The organism is Paenibacillus sp. sgz302191, assembly GCF_057749925.1.
The window spans coordinates 11645-34504 of the sequence record NZ_JBYLHY010000045.1 but is presented as its reverse complement, the minus strand read 5'-3'; the positions used below and the strand labels follow the sequence as shown (position 1 = coordinate 34504).

14 protein-coding genes are annotated in these 22860 nt (G+C 53.8%); 6 read left to right on the top strand and 8 right to left on the bottom strand.

Annotation, left to right across the window (positions count from 1 at the left end):
• Nucleotides 1–250: 250 nt before the first annotated feature.
• Nucleotides 251–4960: a DUF8202 domain-containing protein gene (locus tag AC3G2T_RS35730; protein ID WP_474685282.1), complete on the top strand. Its 4710-nt coding sequence runs from the start codon at nt 251–253 to the stop codon at nt 4958–4960.
• 127 nt (nt 4961–5087) lie between these two features.
• Here the strand turns inward: AC3G2T_RS35730 and AC3G2T_RS35725 are convergent, their stop codons facing one another.
• Both AC3G2T_RS35725 and bcp read right to left on the bottom strand, forming a co-directional pair.
• Complete coding sequence (locus AC3G2T_RS35725) at nt 5088–5444, bottom strand: VOC family protein (RefSeq protein ID WP_474685283.1); 357 nt, start codon at nt 5442–5444, stop codon at nt 5088–5090.
• 12 nt (nt 5445–5456) lie between these two features.
• Entirely contained in the window at nt 5457–5927 is a 471-nt protein-coding gene (bcp, locus tag AC3G2T_RS35720) for a thioredoxin-dependent thiol peroxidase (RefSeq protein ID WP_474685284.1), read from the bottom strand.
• Nucleotides 5928–6100: 173 nt separating this feature from the next.
• Between bcp and AC3G2T_RS35715 the strand changes: the two genes are divergently transcribed.
• A complete protein-coding gene (locus tag AC3G2T_RS35715) occupies nt 6101–7372 on the top strand; it encodes a DUF6612 family protein (RefSeq protein ID WP_474685285.1) in 1272 nt (423 codons plus the stop codon).
• A 315-nt stretch (nt 7373–7687) separates the two neighbouring features.
• Complete coding sequence (locus tag AC3G2T_RS35710) at nt 7688–8101, top strand: hypothetical protein (RefSeq protein ID WP_488438432.1); 414 nt, start codon at nt 7688–7690, stop codon at nt 8099–8101.
• Here AC3G2T_RS35710 and AC3G2T_RS35705 read toward each other — a convergent pair.
• The 4 genes from AC3G2T_RS35705 to AC3G2T_RS35690 form a co-directional block, all read right to left on the bottom strand.
• Complete coding sequence (locus AC3G2T_RS35705; RefSeq protein WP_474685286.1) at nt 8098–9594, bottom strand: right-handed parallel beta-helix repeat-containing protein; 1497 nt, start codon at nt 9592–9594, stop codon at nt 8098–8100. The genes AC3G2T_RS35710 and AC3G2T_RS35705 overlap by 4 nt on opposite strands.
• Before the next feature lie 213 nt (nt 9595–9807).
• A complete protein-coding gene (locus AC3G2T_RS35700; protein ID WP_474685287.1) occupies nt 9808–10593 on the bottom strand; it encodes an ABC transporter permease in 786 nt (261 codons plus the stop codon).
• 5 nt (nt 10594–10598) lie between these two features.
• Nucleotides 10599–11393, bottom strand: a complete 795-nt coding sequence (locus AC3G2T_RS35695; RefSeq protein WP_474685288.1) for an ABC transporter permease — start codon at nt 11391–11393, stop codon at nt 10599–10601.
• The gene (locus AC3G2T_RS35690; RefSeq protein WP_474685289.1) at nt 11386–12441 is read right to left on the bottom strand and encodes an ABC transporter ATP-binding protein; all 1056 of its coding nucleotides are present in this window, start codon (nt 12439–12441) and stop codon (nt 11386–11388) included. The genes AC3G2T_RS35695 and AC3G2T_RS35690 overlap by 8 nt, the downstream gene beginning before the upstream one ends.
• Before the next feature lie 242 nt (nt 12442–12683).
• Here AC3G2T_RS35690 and AC3G2T_RS35685 point away from each other — a divergent pair, with 242 nt between their 5' ends.
• From AC3G2T_RS35685 to AC3G2T_RS35675, 3 genes are all read left to right on the top strand, one after another.
• On the top strand, nt 12684–13679 hold the full coding sequence (locus tag AC3G2T_RS35685) for an LCP family protein (RefSeq protein ID WP_488438436.1): 996 nt from the start codon (nt 12684–12686) through the stop codon (nt 13677–13679).
• Nucleotides 13680–13868: 189 nt separating this feature from the next.
• On the top strand, nt 13869–15221 hold the full coding sequence (locus AC3G2T_RS35680; protein WP_474685355.1) for a glutamate-1-semialdehyde 2,1-aminomutase: 1353 nt from the start codon (nt 13869–13871) through the stop codon (nt 15219–15221).
• 525 nt (nt 15222–15746) lie between these two features.
• The gene (locus AC3G2T_RS35675; protein ID WP_488438431.1) at nt 15747–20297 is read left to right on the top strand and encodes a glutamate synthase-related protein; all 4551 of its coding nucleotides are present in this window, start codon (nt 15747–15749) and stop codon (nt 20295–20297) included.
• Between the two features lie 386 nt (nt 20298–20683).
• On the opposite strand, the gene AC3G2T_RS35670 is transcribed toward AC3G2T_RS35675, so the two are convergent.
• A complete protein-coding gene (locus AC3G2T_RS35670) occupies nt 20684–21076 on the bottom strand; it encodes a hypothetical protein (RefSeq protein ID WP_488438430.1) in 393 nt (130 codons plus the stop codon).
• 30 nt (nt 21077–21106) lie between these two features.
• Nucleotides 21107–22408, bottom strand: coding sequence for a group II intron reverse transcriptase/maturase (ltrA, locus tag AC3G2T_RS35665; protein ID WP_488438429.1), 1302 nt, complete (start codon nt 22406–22408; stop codon nt 21107–21109).
• Nucleotides 22409–22860 lie beyond the last annotated feature (452 nt).

Genomic DNA, 22860 nt, shown 5'->3' with positions numbered 1-22860 from the left:
TGGAAGATTAGAGCGTGTGAAAGTACACGCAGCTTGCAAAGATTTTGTAGAGTTCCTTTTGTTATGATCAAAGATGTCGAATAGACATGGATTTTAGCGAGATATCGGGATTGAGGTGCTTTGGCTCCCTATCGGATAGGAGATGAGAACGGAAGAGAGTCATCATTGTTTGATTGATTGATGGGAATGGAATTCGCACAGATTAATTGTATCAGGAGATGATGAAATGGTGTTTGACAGGAAAGGTAGGATGAACTGGAAGAAGCCGCTCAAGCTGCTGCTGGTCGGCGCCTTGACAATAGGTTTATGGCCTACCGTGCTGGCTCCGCAAACGGCCAAAGCGGCGGTGGCAGCAGGGCCGGGCGGGGTTACCACAAATCTTCACTTATGGCTCCGTGCCGATGCCGGCGTGACGGCGGCGAACGGTACAGTTTCAGAATGGAAAGATCAGAGCGGCAATAACCGTGATTTCTCTCAAACCGATGCTACCAAACAACCTGTTTATAGTGATGATAGCAACCGGCTTAATTTTAATAAGGCAGTAGCCTTTGACGGGGTGCAAGATTATTTATTAAATGCGAATGGTGTTCTGGGAAACAGCACCAACAATAATTTTAATATATTTTTAATGTCGGGTATAGGAAGCGGTTCGAACTCCATTTTTTGGGAGGAAACGTCCGGTGGAGGCAGGTTAAATGTGCATCTGCCTTATAGCGGAACTGTTTATTGGGATGCCGGGAGCCAATCTACCGAGCGAGTATATGCTTCTGCAGGAGCAGTAGTGGGCAATCCTTATATTTGGAACTTTAATTATGGAATCAATGGTTCCGGCGACGCAGGTCAATCCATTTATCGTGATGGGAATGCGCTTGTTTCTGTGCCCAGCCGAACGAATCCTTTAACAGGTATTAACCATAAAATGTCACTCGGCTCGCAATATGATAGCGTTGGAACTCCATTAAGTTTTTACAAAGGCCAAGTAGGCGAATTGCTTTTCTATTCAGGTCCGTTGACGGCTACCGACAGGCTTAAAATCAATTCCTATATGGCGATCAAATACGGAATATCGTTAAACAATCTCAATTATTTGAATTCGGATGCCAATCCAATTTGGAATGCAGATTCAACATATAATAGTAATATTGCAGGTATTGCCCGCGACGATGCGCAAGATTTGCATCAAAAGCAAAGCCGTTCGGCGAACGATGCATCGAAGATGACAATTGGCATTGGAGCACAGTTGTCAACGAAAAATGAGAGTATTTCAGAAACGCTTGCAGATAAACAGTCATTAATCTGGGGCGATAACGGAAAAGGTTTAATATTTAGTAAGCAGATTGGCACGACAGACAAAAACCGTGCAGAACGTGTATGGAAAGTCCAGAATACCGGGAATGTCGGCGAAGTGCTGATTGCGATTCCGAAGGATACGATTCCAGCAAATTCGACGTTGCTTGTCAACGATAACGACTCCGATTTCACGAGTGCCACAGAGCATCAATTAACAACAGTAAGCTTTGAGGGAAAAGATTATTTTACGACAAAAACAGCCTTGGCGGATGGCAAATTCTTCACCTTTGCTGCTCCAGTGCCAGTGCCGAATAGTGCAGCGGCAGCGGGCGGGAATACTATTATTCTTACGTTCGACAAAGAGGTAGCGGGGACAAATTTAACCGGGTTTATAATTACAATTGACGGTACACCATCAACATCGGTCATTAATGTTGACCCAACTGACGCTAAGAAAATGATTTTTACTTTACCGGCAGGAACGGATGTCACCCACAAAACAGTGAATGTGTCCTACAATGGCATAGGTAACTTAAAAGGTACGAACGGTGTGCCTGTGAATCAATTCTCAATGGATGTAAAAACAGGCACTTTAGTTAGTGCGGCGAACAACAGTGTCGACGCAAGCCCGCGTAATGTCACGGTAGGCGGTTCGATGACGCTAACGGCAGCGGGAGACCGGCAGTCGGAAACAGGAGCGGTGTACGGAGACGAGAGGTACATCCCGACAAGCTGGTCATCGACGGAAAGCGGCAAATCGGGAACGTTCAGCGCAAGCGGAGTCACCTATACCTCCACTTATACGCCTGCGACAGCAGGCAGTTACACGGTAACGGCTACTTTCACGAAGCAAACGTGGGATGGCAGCGCATGGACAGATACGACCACGACGGACATGAAGACGATCACCGTTACGGCCGCTCTTCCTACGATGGGAGGCAGTGTAGCGATCAGCGGTGAAGCCAAGGTCGGTCAAACGTTGACGGCAGATGTAACGGGGATTACATATACGCCGAGCACAACGGGCAACGTGCCGACTTACCAGTGGTATCGGAACGGAGTCGCCATCACAAATGCGACGGGTTCCAGCTACACGTTATCCGCAGACGATCTCGGCGCATCCATCACCGTAAAGGTCACCGCAGACGGTACGCATGCGACAGGCAGCGTAACGAGCGCGGCGACAGGTGCGGTTGCGGCAGCGGACGGAGCAGCGGCTCCAACCAATGTCATTTTGGACGCAAGTGCGCAGACGCTGTCGTGGAACAATGTATCGGGATATCCCAATGCTTCCGATTATGAGTATTCGCTGGACGGCGGGACAACATGGACGACAGCAACCGCCAATCCGCAGACGCTGACAAGCGTACCGAATCCTGTTTCCAATGCCCAAGTCCGCGTAAAAGGAGACTCCACCGCCGGTCGGGCTCCCGGTGCAGCCGGTACGGCCGCTCTTCCGACGATGGGGGGCAGCGTCGGGATCAGCGGAGTTGCCAAGGTTGGTCAAGCGTTGACGGCAGATGTAACGGGGATTACATATACGCCGAGCACGACGGGCAACGTATCGACTTACCAGTGGTATCGAAACGGAGTCGCTATCACAAATGCGACGGGTTCCAGCTACACGTTATCCGCAGACGATCTCGGTGCATCCATCACCGTAAAGGTCACCGCAGACGGTACGCATGCGACAGGCAGCGTGACGAGCGCGGCGACGGGTGCGGTAGCGGCAGCGGACGGAACGGCAGCCCCGGTAGCGCCTGTAGAAGCTGGCAAAACAGCAACAAGCATTACGTTGCAGGCAGTTACCGGTCAGGAATACAGCAAAGACGGCGGCGTAACGTGGCAGGACAGCCCGACGTTCAGCGGACTGACGCCGAACACCGACTATACGTTTGTAACCCGGGTGAAAGCGACAGCGACTCAGAACGCGTCTGCTGCCAGCGCGGGAACTACGATTCGTACTTCGGTTTCCTCGTCCGGCAATGCGGATTTAAGCAGTTTAACGCTGTCAAGCGGAACGTTAAGCCCGGCTTTTACGTCAGGCACGACAGATGGCTATACCGCAAGCGTGGCGAACAGCGTGAGCAGCATCACAGTGACGGCGACGGCACATGATTCCGATCATGCTGCGGTGACGGCGAGTGTATACAATAGTGCAGGCACATTGGTAAAAGGTCCGATTTCGTTGACGAGCGGCGTCGCTTCCGATTCGCTGCCGCTGAGCGTAGGCAGCAATACGATTAAGGTGGTTGTGACGGCGCAGGACGGAACGACGCAAACGTACACCGTGACGGTTTCACGCGCGTCGGATACGACCTCCTCCTCCGGCTCGCCTTCAACCGGAAGCGGTGGCAGCGGTGGCGGCGGCAGTCCCGGCAGTGCGTCAGACAGCTCGATTGGATTCCGCGTCATCGTGAACGGCAAGGAGTATGATCAAATCGCCACGGGCGCTATAACCAAAGAAGGCGGGAAAAGCGTGCTGGCAGCAACGGTGGATACGGCCAAACTAGCTGCGCAGCTTGAGCAAGAGGGCGACAAGCCGGTCGTCATCGTCCCTGTGGCGACGGTGAGTGCGGACAAAGTGACGGCGGTGTTGACCGGCGATGCAGTGAAAGCGATGGAGAACAAGCAAGCGGTATTGGAAGTGCAGACGGCTAACGGGAACTACAAGCTCCCTGCGGCGCAAATCGCGATCGACCGATTGGCGACGCAGCTTGGCGGACAAGTGAAGCTGTCGGATATCGTCGTCCATGTGGACATTGCCAAAAGCGATGCGGCGAAGGTTCAACTCGCGGCAAACATGGCGGAAAAAGGGAAGTTCAGCGTCGTCGTGCCGCCGGTCGATTTCACGGTAACCGCTTCTTACAACGGCAAAACGGTGGACGTAGACAAGTTCAACACGTACGTTCAGCGGGAAATTCCGCTGCCGGACGGCATCGACTTGAACAAAATCACAACCGCAACCGTGCTTGCGGCGGACGGAACGATTTATCATGTGCCGACCTACATTACCGTTCGCGGCGGGAAGTATTATGCGGTTGTAAGCAGCTTGACGAACAGCACGTACACCTTGATCTGGCACCCGATGACGTTTGCAGATGCAGCAGACCATTGGTCTAAAGACGCAGTGAACGACATGGCGTCGCGGCTGATCGTGAACGGAGTCGACAAGACGCATTACAATCCGAATGCGGCGATTACGCGCGCGGAGTTCGCAGCGATTATCGTTCGTGCGCTCGGTCTCCCCGAAAACGGGAAAAAATCGGCGTACAATGATGTGAAGTCCGGCGATTGGTACGTCGGCGCGGTGGCTAAAGCGCAGGAGTACGGCATCATTGAAGGATACGAGGACGGAACGTTCCGCCCGAGCAAAACGATCACCCGCGAAGAAGCGATGGCGATGATCGCACGGGCGATGAAGCTGACGGGACTTAACGCAAGCGTCAGCAGCGCGGACGCGGCATCCGTACTTGCCCCGTTTGCGGACGGCGCGGCAGTAGACGCATGGGCGAAACAAGCAGTCGCGGCTATAGTGAAGAACGGGCTGGTCAAAGGCTCCGACGCGGGACTGCTGCCGACGAGCGACATTACCCGGGCGGAGACGGCGGCCATCGTGCAACGGATGCTGAGGAAGGCCAATCTGATCGATAACCGAAATTCCAAGTAGAAGAGAAAGTGGCATGCAACGGGGCCGTCCGTCAGCGAATATAAAGCTGAAGGACGGCCCCTTTATTTGCTTGTTGAAATTGTGGCCGCATCCCGTTCTGTCGCCGGGAGCGGCTTTTTTGTCGATTTCAAGCCTCTTTGCAAACCATAAGGCAATTGCCGTCCGGGTCTTTGAACACGAACCAGTGGCCGTTCTCGATGGCCGTGACTAGCTCGACGCCCTGATCTTTGAAATATGCGTAGGCGCCTTCCAGATCGCGCGTCGGGAACATGACCGCCGGGGCTTGAAGCGTTGCGCTCTCCCACCTCGGCATCGTATCCAAAATAACGCCGGGACCCTCCACAGGCAGCGGACAAATATGCCCATGCAAAATGGGCGTATCGAGCGGAAAGCCGAAAAGCCGGCAGTACCAATCTCTCGCTTGCTCAATGTCGCGGACCGGAATAAAAGCTCCGGCCATTTTAGGCAAAAGCGGGCTGGTCATCGCAAATTCCTCCTAATTCAAATCTTTTACCGCATCCAAAACGGATTGCACATGATTTTTCACTCGAACTTTGCGCCACTCCCGGGCGATTCTGCCTTGCTCATCAATCAGGAATGTGGAGCGTTCGATTCCCATATACTCGCGCCCGTACAGCTTTTTGAGCGTCCATACCCCGAATAATTCGGCGACCCTGTGCCCCTCGTCGGACAAGAGCACAAACGGCAATTCGTACTTGGCGATGAATTTATCGTGCGCTTTAAGCGGGTCCGGGCTAATGCCGATGACCTCGGCTCCGAGCTCGGCGAAGTTGCCGTTAAAATCGCGGAAATCGCATGATTCCGTCGTACATGTCGGCGTATTGTCCTGCGGGTAAAAATAGATGACCAGCTTTTTGCCGCGGTAATCCCGCAAAGACACTTCTTTCCCGTTCGATCCGGGAAGGGTAAAATCCGGCGCCGCCGGTCTTGCCGATACTTGCGTCATGAATAGCCTTCTCCTTCTGCATTCCCTGAATTTGCTATATGACACATTATGCGATATTACCAGGGGTACGGCAACTTCATTTGTCAAAAAGCGAAACTTCAGGAACTCTATTGCGTATGAGAAAATATGGAAATTCCAATAGATACTATCATACTTTTGAAGGAGTGTGTGCAATGATCGTTCGTTTCAAACGTTTGACGATGGCAGCGGCACTTGGGTTAACGTTAGCGACACCGGCTTTTTCCGCTTCCACCGCTTTTGCCGACTCGCCTCCCGTGACGCGGGGACAGTTTATCAAGCAAATTACAGACGAGCTCAAGCTGGCCCCAGTCAATAAAAATTTAGGGCTCCCGGCCGATGTCGGCATCGACTCCCCATACGCGGATGCGGTGCGGATCATGCTGGAGCGCAAAACCATGTACGGTTACTCCGACGGGACGTTCCGGCTGGATCAGCCGATCAGCAAGGATGAGGCGTCTTTCGTAATCGGACGCTTTCTCGGAATCGCCGATCCGCTGGCAGGAACGAAACTGAAAGATCATTTTGGCCTGGATTTCGGCAAAGATACGGGAATTACGGCTGACACGGCGTCTGTACTGATCCGAAAATCGCTGGCAAACGACCCCGATGCGTCCGATTGGCTGACGAATGCGGGCAAATCGCAAACCGAGCTGAAAACGTTCCGCGCCGTTACCGATATGAACATGAACATCGCCTTCAAACCGGACCAAGGCATCGAATTGAGCAATATGAAAACGGCTTCCCATTCGCAAATGGAATTCAACGTCGACCAGGGCATGCACCAGACCGTCACGATGAAAACACCGGGCGCGGATTCCAAGGAAACAACGGTCACAACGGAAATATACACCGTCAAAGACGGCACTTTCGTCAAGATACCGAGCCCGCTTACGAACGAAGGCACCGTTTGGTACGATATGAGCAAACAAATGCCGTTTACATTCGACCAACTGCTGGCTCTGCAAAAAAGCAATATGGACTTGAGCAAAACGTTCGTGACACCTTATTTCTTCAGCCGGGATCTCGGCACCGTGGAAGCTGGCGGCAAGAAGCTGCACAAAGTGGAGGTTAACGGGAAATTAACGAACGCAGCGGACATCATTAAAGCGCTGGGCGCCATGGGCAGCATGAACAGCAGCCAAAGCATGTTGAAAGATATGGCCGACTCTATGGAATTGTCGCAAATGAGCGTCTCGATCTCGGCCGTCATGACGTTCGAAGAGCAAACCAAGCTTCCGGTAAGCATGGCCGGCGACTACTCGGTCGCATATGGCGATGGAGCGGCAATACCGGTCGATCACATGGACATGTCCCTGAACATGACGTTCAAAGATATCAATCAGGCTATCGATATCAAACTCCCGGCAGAAGCGAAAGCAGCGAAGCCGTTCTCTCTGCCCGGCGCACCCGCAGGAAACAATTAAACGCGGAACCGTGGAAACAGAAGCCGACGGCACGCCAAAAGAGACGCCCTCCACGGGCGTCTCTCGCATTGTCGGGGAAATAGTGCCATTCGCTTAGGGCAACCGGGGCTAAGCCGGATTGCCGAGATAATGGCGCCAATCGTTCAGGGTAACTGGGGTTAGGCGTTTTTCGGGAAAATGGCGGCTCTCGACCGGAACAACCGGGGGTTGGGCGCTTTGTCGAGAAAATAGCCGCACCTTGGCCGGGGCACCCGGGGTTAAGCGGCTTATCGGGAAAATAGCGGCACTCGCCCCGGAGCACCTGGGGTAGGCGGCTTGCCGGCCCGAAAACCTGCAAAAGTGCAGGCTTTTTCAAGGGAAACGGTTCTTTTTGGGAAAAAGCCTGCGATTGTGCAGGAATTCCTGCGCAGATTGGCCCCTAGCCCCAGATTTAGCGAAAAAAACTGCAGATTTGCAGGAATTTTTCGAATCCGGAGCATCAACGAGCAAAAAGATGTACTTTTGCAGTTTTTTGGGCAGGTTTTCCGTGCGGGGCCGCTGGAATTTGACCGCCGCCATGCCTCGGTGGCACAACGCTCGCCCAGGATTCGCGCGCGCTGCCAATGCCGCACCGCACTAGCTCTGGCAAGCGGATTTCAATCTGTGCGCCGCCAGAGCCGACAGACGCGTTCCCTCACCGTCTCAAAGGCGCCCCCTGAGGGCGTCTTTTTGGGACTGGCCGAGCGCTAACCGATCACTCGCTGGTTTCTCAAAAGAGCCAGCAGTTGGTTGAAATCTCTTTGCAAAGCGGCGACGTCGGAAGCCGTGGAGTCCGGCATCGCTTTTGGCGTGAATCCGATGTTGCCGATCATCGTCCGTTTAGCCGCGTACGGCGCCGACTTGGGTTCGTCGATCGTGAACGTGCTTGCGCTAATATTCCGCAAAATATTGTTGCTGAATACCATATAATGCTCGGTCTCTTTCACGTAGCCGCCGAAGCCGGTCAGCTCGATGCCATGCTCGCAGTCCGAAATGATATTGCCGTCCATCACAAAATATTTGGGCTTGGACATGCTTACGGCTTGCCGGCACAGCGAGAAAACGTTGCCGTTCAGCGCCAGGGCCAAATCGTCGATGCCCAGGAAGCCCGTTTCAAAGCCGCTGATCGTGTTGCCGGATATCGCATAGCGGGCCGGGCTCAAGCCCCCTCCCGCTTCAATGCAAATCCCGGTTCCCAGCTTCATCGAATTAAACAGCGAGTTGTTGCTGATCGTAATATCCGCAGAGCCCGAGATCAGATTGATGACTTTATTCGTGCTGTCCGGAGTATCGTAACCGCACTCTCTGAATGTGTTGCCGGTAATCGTAATCGATGAGGAGGAGTCTTCGACGTGGATCGCTTCCCGCTGAATGCGGAAGAACGAGTTGTTCGCTACGACGACGTTGCATCCGTAAGCGATGCCGACGGCGAAGCCTTTTTGCGTGGAGGCGGAGCTTGTCTTTTTAAAAATGTTGTTGGAAATAATGATATCCGGAAACAAGGTGAGCTCGGCATCGGCATCTTCTGTTTTTTTGATGTTCAGTTCGATGTAATCTCCGCCACCGTTGCGGAACGTGCAGCCCGTCACCAGCAGTCCTCTGCCCCGGGCAAACTGGTCGAGCAGCACGCTGTACGATGTCTGGGCGTCGAAGGTGCAGTTCGTAATGGAAATGTCTTCAACCGAGACGTTGTCCTCTTTGGCCAGGTTGTTGTTGATGTTGATCCCTTTTTGCCCTTTTACGAAAAGTACGCTGTCGATGCGGATGTTGGCCGCTGTGGAATTTTCTCCTTGCGAGAGATGAATTCCCGTCTTTCTGATGCCGGCCGACGACAAATCCAGCGTTAAGTTCTCGATAGCGGTGAAACTCGCCGAAATATCCACGAGCACCCGCAGCGATTCGCCGGCCGAGATCACCGTCTTGTTGCCCAGTCCGCGCAGCCGGACGTTCGGCTGCCTCAAGTTCAGCGTCTCGGCAAGCACATATGACGCATCCGCGATCACTTCTCCGCCTCCGGCATCTCCGGCCGCATTCACCGCGTCCTGAAGCGACGGGTATTCCGAGGCATAAAACGTATTGACTGGCCCGGCGGCTTTCGTCACCGCAGGTACAAAAGCACCGCCCGCCAGCACCGCAGCGCCTATCGCGCCCAGCGAGGCTAACGCTTTTCTTCTTGTCATCGTCATTTTCCGGTCATCTCCCATGACATTCCTCCTTGTAAATTTCACGCCGCAGCAATCCTTGCGGGTGCTTGTCCTACGTTTCATTATATATTTAGATACATTTTGTATCAAGAAAAACCGCAAAAAAAGCCCTCCGTTCGTAAAGCACGAATGAAGGGCCTCTGTGGTCGACGGACCGCCGTTATGCAGCACAACACCGCGCGCCAGAGAGCTGCGGGCGGTGCGAATTGCGGATCAAGAACCTGCGCCGCGGTAACGTTTGACGCCTATATTCCAGATCGTGAATCCTATGAAGCTGAATACGATGCCGACCACGGGTGTCAGCAGCGCGAACCATTTCCAATTTGCCGGGTCCAAAAAGTAAGCCGCCGGATAAAAGCCCACGAATGCGAAGGGCAAAATCCACGTCAAAATGCTGCGGAGCAGCTTATTGTATATGGTTGCCGGATATCGGCCATAATTTTGAATGTTCCAGATCAACGGCAAAATGCCTGTCGGAGCATCCGAGAAAAAGGAGAGCGAGGTCAGGGATATATAGATTCCCGCATAGATCAGCACCGACCCGATGACAAGAACGATGAAAATGAGCGGATCGTGCCAATGGAACGGAAGACCCAGTTTGACCCAGGAGTACACCATCACGCCGGCGCCGGCCAAGGCGCTGAACAGCGAGGCGGGATCGAGATTTTCCAGCATCAGCTGCCACAGATTATAAGCCGGCCGGGTCAGAATGCGGTCCATTTCTCCTTTGACGATGTACCGCTCGCTGAATCCCCACAAGTTGAAGAAAGTGATAAACAAGCCGTAGGGGATCATAAAATAACCGTAGATGAACAAAATCTGCTCCTGGTTCCAGCCGCCCATGGACGCAGTTTGCAAAAACACAACGAGAATGAAAAACAAGTTAAGGCCGTTAAACAATAAATCCGAAAGCACTTCGATCCAAAAATCGGAGCGGTAAGTGAGCCGGGTTTTCATGTAATTTTTCAAATAATCGGCGATCAGGGATACGTAGAACATGCCGCTCAACCCCCTTGCACGAACAAGCGCGTTCTGGATTTGACCCAAATCATGTAAATCGGGATGATCAGCACGAGGAACCAAATCGCCTGCACGCCCAGCATTGCGTAAACATCCGAGCCTGTAATCTTACCGGTAAATACGGCGCTCGGCAAGTACGTAATAGCTTGAAAAGGAAGCCATTGCAGAACCGTTTCCGACCAGCCCGGGAAAAAGGACACCGGAATGATCAAACCGGAGAAGAGATCGACGGCAACGCGCTTCATGCGCATGAGCCCTTCGTTGTTTTCCAGGAAAAAAGCGCACAAGCCGGTAATGATGTTAATCTGCGTGTTGATCAGGAAGCTGAAAAACAGCATGATCAAATAAATCAGCCAGAGATCCGGCCGTGTCGGCAATTCTACCGGCAGCAGCAGCGATATGACAACCATGCCGGGAGTCGTAAACAGCAGCAGGCGGAAAACCCCTTCGCCCAAGCCTTGCATCATTTTGACCGTTACATAATTGTAAGGCCGTATGAACTGGATAGCTACGCTGCCGTCCCGGATTTCCGTGGCGATCTCGCGGTCCAGGTTGTTGAAATAAAATGCCCGTCCCATCCAAGAGATAGCGACGTACGTCGTCATCTGTCCTAAAGTCATCCCGCTAATTGTCGCCTGCGCGCCATAGATGGCTTTATAGACAAAATAGTAAGACCCGATGTTAAGGGCATAAATTAATATGCCGCTGTAATAATTAACGCGGTAAGCGAGCATCATGAGGAAACGCATGCGGATAATTTCCATATAAGCGCTAAGCATGAATAACTTCTCCTTCTGCCTGCTGCGCTTCCGGTTCCTTTTTGGCCTCCGCCGATCCCGATTTGTAAATTTCGCGGACGATATCGTCCGTATTCGTTTCGACGATTTTAATATCTTCGATTTGCAGGACGCCGACGACGCGGCTCAGCACCTCCGAGACATTGGCCCGGTCCTGCGGAATAAACACCTTGGCCGACAGCTCATTTTCGACCTGCCAGGCAACGTCGAGGCCTTGCGTCAGCTCCTGAAGCCGCTGCAGCGTCACCGGATGGACGAATTGCAGAACGACTTCCTTGCCTTTGCCCCATTTGGCTTTGAGCTCATCCAGGCCGCCGTCGTAAATGATGTTGCCGTCATCCAGCATAATGACCCGCGAGCACAGCGCTTCGATATCCTGCAAATCGTGCGTCGTTAGCAGAATCGTAGTCTCATACCGCTGGTTGAGCGATTTGAGAAATTCGCGGATCTCGGTTTTCACGACGATGTCCAGACCGATTGTCGGTTCATCCAGAAACAGAATCGCCGGATTGTGAATCAAGGAAGCCGCAAGCTCGCAGCGCATCCGCTGGCCGAGGCTCAGCTTGCGCACGGGCCGCGACAGCAGCTCGGACAACTGCAGGCGCTCCACGAGCTCGTCGAGCCGCTTTTTGTAATCGGCTTCCGAGACGCGGTACACTTTTTTCAGCAGCTGAAACGATTCCACGACGCCGATGTCCCACCACAGCTGGCTGCGCTGGCCAAACACCACGCCGATGCCCGATACGAACTTCTCGCGCTCCTTGTGCGGAACGAAGCCGTTGACCTTGATATGCCCCGAGGTCGGGACGAGAATGCCGGTGAGCATTTTGATCGTCGTCGATTTGCCGGCGCCGTTTTCGCCGATATAGCCGCATATTTCCCCTTTGGGGATTTGGAAGCTGATGTCCTTAACGGCTGTGACATGTTTGTATTCCCTTTTGAACAGATCCTGGAAAGCGCCTTTCAGCCCTCCGCGGCTCTGCTGTACTTGAAATTCTTTGCGAAGCTGATGAACGTCAATCGCCAACATGACTTAACCTCCCTGTCTTCGTAGACTCGGCAACAATTTATTCCATTATTCGCCAGAACTTGCTATCGAAGTTTTGCAACAACTATAATAATGAGCATAAGTGGCTCATTTGAGCAACACTTCCATGATACATGAATTCTGTAAATAAAAAAAGTACAGATGATTAACAATCCCTGTGCGAAAGGAGCTGCGATTCTTTGAAAATAGTGAAGCGGACTTTGCTCCTGATCGGTTTGCTGCTTATGGTGGTTATCGGTTATTACGGATATTCTTTTTATAATTTCGCCAATAACATATCAAATAAATCAGCGGATCCCCAAGGCGGCGGCGGGCCGTTGTCGGCCAAGTCGTTCAAGGGGCAAAGCGATAAGTATACGCCTCCCAAATGGGAAGGCCAGCAGCGCGTGAACATTCTTCTGCTCGGCGGCGATTCCCGCGGAATGAAGCAAAACGAACTTCCCCGTTCGGACAGCATCATGCTCGCATCCATCGACCCGGTTACCAAAAAAGCGTACCTTTTCTCCATACTAAGGGATACATATGTGAAAATACCCGGCAGCGGCGACGACCGGATCAATACGGCCATTACGACCGGCGGACCGAATCTGGCGATGAAAACCGTCAGCGATCTGCTCGGCATTCCTGTGCAGTACTATGTGTATACGGATTTCAAAGGCTTCATCGCGCTCATCGACGCTGTCGGCGGCATCGACCTTGAGGTCGAGAAAGATATGAAATATTCCGACTCCGAAGACGACCATGTATACGACATTAATTTGAAAAAGGGCATGCAGCACCTCGACGGCAATACGGCACTCCAGTACGTCCGCTTCCGGCACGACGCCCTGTCGGATTTCTCGCGTACGGAACGGCAGCGCAAATTTTTGATGGCCGTGGCGCAAAAGCTGCAGTCGACAAGCTCGCTCATCAAGCTTCCGCACATCCTGAATTCCATCGATCCATACATCGATACGAATATAAGCGTATCCGACATGCTCAAGCTGGGCTCCCTCGGGTTCGAAGCGAAAGCCGACGGCGTCGTCAGCTCCCAGCTTCCGCCATCCGATCTGCTCGTAGAAAAAACGGTGCGCGGCGCCGCCGTCATCGCGGCGGACAAAAACAAACTGCAAACTTATGTGAAAAACTTGTTCGCAGGCACGGCGGAAGCCGATGAAGGGCCGACGAAGCCGTCGCCCTCTCCTTCGCCCAAATCGCCGGCAAAAACGGCGAAGCAATAGGCCGAGCCTGCGGACATCCTTCACTTGCCGCAGGGTGCTGCCGTTCTCCACAACCGTGCAATGCCCCGCCCGGCATCGTCAATCTTGCCCGCCTCTGCCCGGAGAATGCCTGTCGGCTTCCACCCGGACAGAGGCTTTTTGCAGGCACCGCCTGCGATCAAATATAGCAAAGGAATGATTCTATTTATGATGGAACGCAAAAGATCCGAGCAGCTCTACCAGGAAGCGCTGCAGCATATCGTGGGAGGCGTCAACAGTCCCTCCCGCTCGTTCAAAGCCGTAGGCGGCGGCGCGCCCGTCTTCATGAAGCGCGCACAGGGCGCTTACTTCTGGGACGAAGACGGCAACCGCTACATCGATTACCTCGCCGCCTACGGCCCGATCATTACCGGTCACGCGCATCCGCACGTGACCGAGGCGATCTGCGAAGCCGCGCGCAGCGGCACGCTGTACGGCACCCCGACCGAACTCGAGATCGAGTTCGCCAAAATGCTGAAGTCGGCGATTCCGTCGCTCGACAAGGTCAGGTTCGTCAACTCCGGCACGGAAGCCGTGATGACGACGATTCGCGTGGCGCGCGCCTACACGGGGCGCACGAAGATCATCAAGTTCGCCGGGTGCTACCACGGCCACTCGGATCTCGTGCTCGTGGCGGCCGGCTCCGGGCCCTCCACGCTCGGCACGCCGGATTCCGCCGGCGTGCCGGCAAGCATCGCGCAAGAGGTCGTCACCGTGCCGTTCAACGACATTCCGGCGCTGGAGGACGCGCTTGCGCGTTGGGGCGAGGACGTGGCCGCCGTCATGGTCGAGCCCATCGTCGGCAACTTCGGCATGGTCATGCCCCATGCCGGCTACCTCGAGCGGCTCTGCGCAGCCGCTCGCAAACATGGCGCCCTCGTCATCTACGACGAGGTGATCACGGCGTTCCGCTTCCATTACGGAGCGGCACAGACTTACCCCGGCCTCCCGCTTGCGGAGGAGGCCGGTCCCGAAACGGCGGCGGCGCGCTACGCCGCCGTGGAGCCGGACCTGACGGCCCTGGGCAAAGTGATCGGCGGGGGACTGCCGATCGGCGCCTACGGGGGCCGCAAAGAAGTGATGGAGCAGGTCGCTCCGCTCGGACCTGCTTACCAGGCCGGCACGATGGCGGGCAATCCCGCCTCCATCAGCGCCGGCATCGCCTGCCTGCAAGTGCTGCGGCAGGCGGACGTCTACCCCAGGCTCGAGCGGCTGGGCGCTTCTCTCGCCGACGGCATCGCCTCGGCAGCGGCCCGTCACGGCATCGCCTTGACGGTCAACCGCATCGGCGGCGCCTTCTCGACCCACTTCTGCGATCATCCGGTCACCAATTACGACGAAGCGAAGGATACCGACGGCGAGCGGTTCGGACAGTTTTTCCGCCTGATGCTGGAGCAGGGCATCAACCTGGCTCCGTCCAAATACGAAGCGTGGTTTTTGACCGTTGCGCACACGGAAGACGACATCGTCCAAACGCTGGAAGCCGCGGATCGAGCCTTCAAAACGATGGCTCTCACGCGCTAACCGATTTCCCTAGAAACGAACTATGAATCGTCTCCGATTCTAGTTCGTTCGTTTTTTTCATGCAAATTTCTGGTTATATATCTGGTTTTATTCACCAATATGCACAAAAGGCAGCGCTTACATTTCGCTTTTCTTATGCCGACTATTGTCTGATGCACTTTTTCATGCTATTCTAAAGTTACTTTTACCCTTTTCGCGGAACGTCTTGTTTTCACCGTGTTTTCCAAGAAAGTTAGGGCGCGTTTTACAAGTTTCGGCAAGCTTTTTGTGCACTGCGCCTTACTATCGCTTAGTCCTTAATGAACTGCATTTTATAGGGGAAGTTCTTTTCGGAACTGGCACGTTATTCAACAAATTTGCATTTTTATGCAGCTGCTTGCATATTTCGGATTTTGTCCGTTTTTTGGAAATTTCGGGGATTGTGCAAAGATTGCGGGGCTTGGCAGTGCAGGAATGCAAGAGCGCAAACGCAAGAGGAGTTTAATTTTGTATTGGAGGTGACGGTCAGGCGACTGACCTAGTGCAATGAATGAGTTGATGCTTAATGAAGGCCGTTTTCAGAACCTGCTAGGAATGGAACACGATAGCTGCGGTATTATTTGTATTATCGAAAAGAACGGCCATCCTTCCCGTGACAATATTCAAAAAACGATCGATGCCCTCGTAAAAATGGAACATCGTTCGGGTTTTATTAACGGCGAAGGCGACGGCTGCGGAATTTTGACTGACATTCCCCGTGCGCTTTGGGAAAAGAAATTAACGGATGCAGGCTTGGACGGCAAGTTGGCCTATGACAACCGTTTTTCAGTTGCTCATATTTTTGTTCCGCGCAAGCTTGATCTCACCGTCGCCGACATGCAGAACGGGATTCGCGAGCTTTTCCGCCAACATAATGTTTCCATTATATTGGAGCAGGAAAACCAAGTGGATAGCAGCGTTCTTGGCCCGAACGGTTTGAATGACGAGCCTACTTTCTGGCAAATCGCCGCTCTTTGCGACCAGGAAGGCGTGAACGTAGCCGATCACCTGTTCGAACTCCACATTGCCATTGAAAACCGCTATACGGTTCATGTGGCTACGCTCAGCAACGTGACAGCCGCCTACAAAGTGATGGGCGCCGCCAGCATTTTGCCTAAATATTTTAACGACACCTGCGATCCTCTTTTCACTGCCCAAGTCACCATCGGCCACAACCGTTACTCGACGAATACGCAATCCAGTTTCTTCCGCGTTCAGCCGTTCTCCCTGCTCGGCCACAACGGAGAGATCAATACGATCAAAAAAATGCGCCTCGAAGCCGATATGGTCGGCGTGCCGCTCGTTGACGGCGGTTCCGACTCCCAGGACATGAACCGGACGATTGAAACATTCATTCACCGTTTCGGAATCAGCCTGTTCGAAGCGATGGAAATGGTATTCCCTCCGATTATTAACGAAATGAAGCAGTTCCGTCCGGAGCTGCAGGACTTATACGTTTATTTCCGTCAAGTTTGGGGCCATTTCGCCCAAGGTCCGGCGGGTATCGTTTCCCGTTACGGCAACGAATGTATTTTCAGCGTCGATGCTCTCGGTCTCCGTCCGGTATGGATGGTGGAAAGCGAAACTTCGCTCTACTTCTCCTCTGAGCAAGGCATCATCACGGTTGGCGACATGGTTGCCGATCCGAAGCCGATCGCTCCGGGCGAAAAAGTCGGCGTTGTGCTCACTCCCGGCGAGCATGTGCAGGTCATTCCTTACCACGAAGTGCAAAGCATCGTTCTTGAGCGCGCAAGCAAACGCCTGAACTTTGGCGGACTCCGCAAGTACCTGAACCCTGCCAAATCAGACGCGGAAGCCGCTCTGAACGACAATCTGGCGGCTACGGACCAATTGTACAGCGCATTTGGCTGGGACCGCGAAGGCATTCAGCACATCGAGACGATGTCCGAAACCGGCGCAGAGCCGATTCGTTCCCTCGGTCACGACTCTCCGCACGCGGCTATCAGCTGGGAGCGTCAAAACGTGCCTGATTTCATTAAAGAAAGCGTAGCTGTCGTAACGAACCCTGCGATCGACCGCGACCGTGAAATGGAACATTTCTCGACTCGTGTCATCGTCGGATGCCGTCCATCCGTATACGGCCAAGTCGATTCACAGCTTCGCCTTGAACTCTTGTCTCCCCTCGTGCTGGAAGGCACGAACGGCGTAGACAGCGAAGAGCATCTGTCTCAGCCTTCTTTCGAGCAATTGCTGGCCCTGTTCCGTACGGTAGGCGAAAGTTCCGTTGCCGTTCTGTCGACGACGTTCGCCCGCGGCACATCGCTGCGCGACGGTTTGGACCAAATCGCTTCCAGCGCGCTTGAAGCGGCCCGCAGCGGCGCTTCCCTAATCGTGCTCGACGACGCGGCAGCTCATCAAAACGACCGTTTGTGGCTCGACCCGCATCTGGCCGTATCCAAAATCGATATCGCCCTGCGTGCGGAAAAATTGGCGTTCGGCGACAACCTGCGCCGTCACGTTACCATCGTCCTGCGTTCGGCAGCGATCCGCAACCTGCACGATATCGCCGTAGCTTGCGGCCTTGGCGCCGACGTTATCTCGCCTTACCTGCTGTTCGCGACAGCCTCCGACAAAGACGGCGACGCGGCAGCGGCGCGCAAAGTGTACGCTGCGCTTAGCAAAGGTCTGGAGAAAGTGATTTCGACGATCGGTACGCACGAGCTTCGCGGTTACACGCGTTTCTTCTCCTCGATCGGCTTCCAACCGGAAGTGGCCGAGGTGCTGGATATCGTGAACTACTTGGGCAGCGAGAAAGCCGGAACAGGCTTTGCCCAACTGGAAGCAGACGCGGAATCCCGCTATGCGGATTTCACCAATCCGAAAGCGAAAGCCGCGAAAAACTTCCGCTTCTTCCAGCGCATGTGGAAAGCGTTAGGCGATACCGCATCGGGAACCGCTCCTTACAGCGACTACCGCGACAAGCTGCGTGAAGAAGAAAAGAAAAACGCAATTTCGATCCGTCACGTGATGGATTTCAACTACGACAAAGCTTTAAGCGAAGGCCGCAAGGCGCTTGATCCGTCCGAAGTCGACATTTCGATCGGCGGTCATTCCCTGCCGATGCTGATCGCTTCCATGTCGTTCGGTTCGCAGAACGAAACAGCTTTCCGCGCTTACGCCGAAGCCGGCGAACGCCTGAACATGGTTACCATGAACGGCGAGGGCGGAGAGATTAAAGACATGCTCGGACGCTACAAAAAAACCCGCGGCGCGCAGGTCGCATCCGGACGTTTCGGTATTAACGTCGAACTCGCGAACGCCGTCGCTTTCCTTGAAATCAAAATCGGCCAAGGCGCAAAACCGGGCGAAGGCGGTCACCTGCCGGGCTCCAAAGTTACGGCCAAAATCGCCGCAGCACGTAACGCGACAATCGGTTCGGACCTGATCTCTCCTTCGAACAACCATGATATTTATTCGATCGAGGATTTGGCGCAAATCATTTCCGAGTTGAAAGAAGCAAGCGGCCGCAAAGCGAAAATTATCGTAAAAATCCCTGTCGTTCCGGGCGTTGGCACCATCGCAGTCGGCGTAGCCAAAGCAGGCGCGAATGTCATTACACTGTCCGGCTTTGACGGCGGTACGGGCGCGGCTCGTATCCACTCCCTGACTCACGTTGGTCTGCCTACCGAGATCGGCACCAAGCTTGCTCACGTCGCTCTGATCGAAGCCGGCCTTCGCCACCGCGTTGAGCTGTGGTCCGACGGCGGTCTGAAATCCGGCGCAGACGTTGTCAAAATGGTGATGCTCGGCGCGAACCGCTGCGGATTCGGCAGCATCTCGATGCAAGCTATCGGCTGTACGACTTGCCGCGGCTGTCATCTGGATACTTGCCACGTAGGTATCGCAACGCAAATCGACTCTATGGAAGAAGCCGAAGAAAAAGGTCTTCGCCGCTTCGTTCCTCGTCAATACGATCTGGCTGTAGACAGCCTTGTCCGCTTGTATGGCGGCATGGGCGAAGAAGTCCGTGAAATCGTAGCAGCGCTCGGTTTCAAAAGCTTGCAGGATCTTGTCGGACGTTCCGACCTGCTGGAGCAAGTGATCCATCAGGAGCGCATCGACCTGTCCGACCTGCTTCGTCCGGCTCCGCTGCAGTTCGTCTCGGCGGCAGAGCTCGCTTTGGAAGAAGCGGCCGTATCTTCGGATATCCGCATCGCAGCCGGCGCGGAAGGCCAGGAGTTCTTCCCGGATTCCTTATCGCTTGACGCTCCGATCGTGCGCAACTGGACCAAAGTGGACGCGGAATCCCGTATTCTCGGAAGCCGCTACTCCAGCCATCGCGTAAGAGACCGTTTCGACGGCAGCTACGATCAGCTTCCTTCGATCGCGCTCAACCTGGTTGACGGTTCCGTTCCCGGCAACGGTCTGGCCGCATTCAACGCCCGCGGCGTAGATATTACCGTTCACGGCGGCGCTGAGGACGGCGTAGGTAAAATGGCGCTTGGCGGTAAAGTAGCGATCCTCAAATCGCTTAGCAAAGATAAAACGTACATTAACGGCAGCGTCGGCAAATCGTTCGGCTACGGCGCGCAAAAAGGCTTGTTCCTGATCCAAGGCGGCGCTGATACTCGCGCCTGCATCCGCTTCTCCGGAGCAGACGTCGTATTCGGCGGGGAAATCACGACTCCGCTGCAGGATGAGCTGGGCGGACTTGCGGCACGCGCGAACCTCAAAGGCTTCGCTTTCGAATACATGACCAACGGCCGCGCCGTCGTTATGGGCGACCCGGGTCCATGGATTTGCGCAGGTATGACAGGCGGCGTGATTTACCAACGTCTCGTCCCTGAAATGGGCCTTGATCAAAAAGCAATCGAACGCCGTATCGCCAAAGGCGCGAAAGTCAAAATCGAAAGCGTCGGCGTACAAAGCAAAAAAGATCTCGCCGAGCTGTTGACAGCTTACCGCGACGAGCTCGCTGCTTCCGGCCAAGCCGAAGCCGCAGCAAAAATCGACGGTCTGCTGAACAACCTCGAAGCAAACTTCATCCGCATCTCGCCGGTTGGCATGCAAGCCGACCAGTCCGTGGCAACGGAGTAATCTTTACAAATCCTACCCTCTACTTGACCCATCGTCGAGTAGAGGGTTTTTGGTTTGTCGCCTCCTCTATCTGAGAGGCAGGCACTCCGGGCGCGGTGTCGCGCTGCGCTGCATGATGGCGGTCGGTCGACCCCACGCGCTGAAAATAGGGGCACAAGGCGGCTTGGCAGGAAGCGAAGCAGCATGCCGGCCCACAAAACCTGTGAAAACCCCCATGACGCCGTAGACGTCACCCCACAGAACGAAAATAATCAGGTCTACTAGGCTGCCCGAGCAAGTCGCGACACCCTGTGAGGGCTAGGGTGTGGCTAATTTGGGGGACCAGCCACTTTTTCTGGGCGCGCCTCCCCCGGTTTAGGTCGTGGAACTCCACGACTGGGCAAAAATCAGCTTGTTAAGGAAAAAACCTGCGAAAGTGCAGGAATTTTCGTTGAAAGTGAACCTGAGCCTATGTTCGCGGCGAAAAGCCTGCACTTTTGCAGGAATTGCTCGTGGACAGCGATCAAGGACGCAAATTCATGTATTTTTGCAGGTTTTCTTCGTGCAGTCGGGCGGATTATGGTTATCTTCTCTAACGTGGGGGTTATCAACAGCCTGGAAAGTGAAGGAATTTCGTGCAACCAGGCAGATGGTGCAATCGGCTCTATCGTGTGGGTTTCTGGGCAGAGGTTCTTTCGCGAATCATGAGCCCGGCCCCATTTGTAGAGTAAAGGGCAGGGTAGCCTGCCCCTCCTCATCAAACCGTACGTGAAGTTTTCCCTCATACGGCTTTCCTTCATTCTTCTTCCTTCAGCATTACGTACTTTCCTTTAAGTGGCTAGTTTCTTGAGTCCGCTTAATTGGGCCACCATCGCAGCTCCCCCGGACTGGCTATGCTTCTTGCGACGATTGTGTTTCTTGTTCCAGAACAGCATCAGTCTTTTCCGGATATACCAATCGATCTTGTTGAGGAACTTTGTTGCGAATGTGTCTATCGAGTGATAGTTCTTCCATCCTTGTATCTTTGGATTTAGTTCCTCTATCATTCGGTTCATGGTCCAGAACAGCTTATTGCGCGGCCCGGTTACTTCTTTCACCTTCTCGCGCATTTTCTTCATTGCTTTCTTTGAGGGATAGCTTCGAAGGATGTGCCGCTCCTGACCGCCTTTATTCCTCTTTGGTATTTTCCGGTGATGCATGCCCAGGAAATCGAACCCTTCTTTGTCATCCCATAGGTTGACGAGCTTTGATTTCGTCGTGTTGATCTGGAGTTCCAATTTCCCAAACACGGCTTTGAGGACATCAATTGCTCTCATCGCCTGCTCCTTGGTCTTGCACAGGATCACGAGATCATCGGCGTAACGTACCCGTGTTCCCTCTTCCGCAAACTTTTTCTGCCAAATGGTATCCAGGTAGTTGAGGTAGATATTTGACAATAACGGCGAGATAACTCCGCCTTGCGGGCTTCCGAGTTCCGTTTCATAAAACTGATCATCTTTTATGAATCCGGCTTTCAACCAGTTTCGAATTAGCTTCAGAACGCGTCTGTCACTGATCCGCTGCTCTACGAGCTTCATCAGCTTGTTGTGGTTGATGTTATCGAAGTAGCCCGTTATGTCAATGTCCACTACCCAGTATATCCCCTTCTTTACCGCGCGGCGGATGTGCCGAATCGCTTGGTGCTGACTTCTTCCCGGTCTGAATCCGTAGGAACAGTCTTGGAAATCTGCCTCAAAGATCGGTTCTATGACCATCTTCGTTGCCATCTGCACCACGCGATCACGGATGGCGGGTATGCCAAGTGGCCGATATGTTCCGTCTCCCTTGGGAATTTCCTTCCGTCTTGCAGGCATCGGGCGGTATTCATTATGGAGCAGGGCTTGGGCAATTTCGAGCACGAACCGTCCTTCTCCATATTCCTCCATGATGTATCTGATGGTCATTCCATCGACTCCCCCGCTGCCGCCGTTTGCTTTTACTCGTTTCCATGCTTCCCATAGCATGTCGGGCCTGTGCACTTTGTCGTATAGCGCGTGAAACCGCCTCTTTCGGTTTTCCTTGGCTGCAAGGTATAGCGTCTGATGGAGTTGTTGAGCTTTTGCTTTGGTGTTGTTAGCCTTTGGGGCATTCACTACTCGTACCTCCTTAAGATCGCTTGAATAAAGCAGGGATCCTTTCCTCCGCAAGGTTGTGTTGTCCTTGCCTCATCAGTACTACGATCCCCTCCGTCTCCCTCCCTACAGCTCGCCATTTCACCTTTCGGGTTTATAGGTCTGCTGGCTACGAAAAAAAAATTATTATTTATTTTTTTTTTTCGTGCAGGGTAGGGTCTCCCTAGTTCCAGACACCACTTTCTCAGCATGCCGATCCCCATACACCGGAGAGTTCTTCCGCGCTGCATGTCCAAGGGCTTCACGCGTTCCGTGGCCTTCGCCCAGATAAACGGGGCTCGGCTCTCTCTTGTCCCTTTCGGGGTATTTTGACGATGCGGCAGGATTCACTTGATGTTACGGCCTGCTGATTGGCTCGCCCTTCCGAAGAAGGTACTTTGTCACAGGGCTTCAACCTTAGGATCTCTCCACCA

What these genes read in the sequence shown, in the direction of transcription:
- AC3G2T_RS35705 (WP_474685286.1), bottom strand. Translation starts at nt 9,594, where the DNA reads ATGGGAGATGACCGGAAAATGACGATGACAAGAAGAAAAGCGTTAGCC.
- AC3G2T_RS35670 (WP_488438430.1), bottom strand. Translation starts at nt 21,076, where the DNA reads ATGAAGGAAAGCCGTATGAGGGAAAACTTCACGTACGGTTTGATGAGG.
- AC3G2T_RS35715 (WP_474685285.1), top strand. Translation starts at nt 6,101, where the DNA reads ATGATCGTTCGTTTCAAACGTTTGACGATGGCAGCGGCACTTGGGTTA.
- AC3G2T_RS35730 (WP_474685282.1), top strand. Translation starts at nt 251, where the DNA reads ATGAACTGGAAGAAGCCGCTCAAGCTGCTGCTGGTCGGCGCCTTGACA.
- AC3G2T_RS35700 (WP_474685287.1), bottom strand. Translation starts at nt 10,593, where the DNA reads ATGTTCTACGTATCCCTGATCGCCGATTATTTGAAAAATTACATGAAA.
- AC3G2T_RS35685 (WP_488438436.1), top strand. Translation starts at nt 12,684, where the DNA reads ATGGTGGTTATCGGTTATTACGGATATTCTTTTTATAATTTCGCCAAT.
- AC3G2T_RS35690 (WP_474685289.1), bottom strand. Translation starts at nt 12,441, where the DNA reads ATGTTGGCGATTGACGTTCATCAGCTTCGCAAAGAATTTCAAGTACAG.
- AC3G2T_RS35680 (WP_474685355.1), top strand. Translation starts at nt 13,869, where the DNA reads ATGGAACGCAAAAGATCCGAGCAGCTCTACCAGGAAGCGCTGCAGCAT.
- AC3G2T_RS35675 (WP_488438431.1), top strand. Translation starts at nt 15,747, where the DNA reads ATGAATGAGTTGATGCTTAATGAAGGCCGTTTTCAGAACCTGCTAGGA.
- AC3G2T_RS35725 (WP_474685283.1), bottom strand. Translation starts at nt 5,444, where the DNA reads ATGACCAGCCCGCTTTTGCCTAAAATGGCCGGAGCTTTTATTCCGGTC.
- AC3G2T_RS35695 (WP_474685288.1), bottom strand. Translation starts at nt 11,393, where the DNA reads ATGCTTAGCGCTTATATGGAAATTATCCGCATGCGTTTCCTCATGATG.
- bcp (WP_474685284.1), bottom strand. Translation starts at nt 5,927, where the DNA reads ATGACGCAAGTATCGGCAAGACCGGCGGCGCCGGATTTTACCCTTCCC.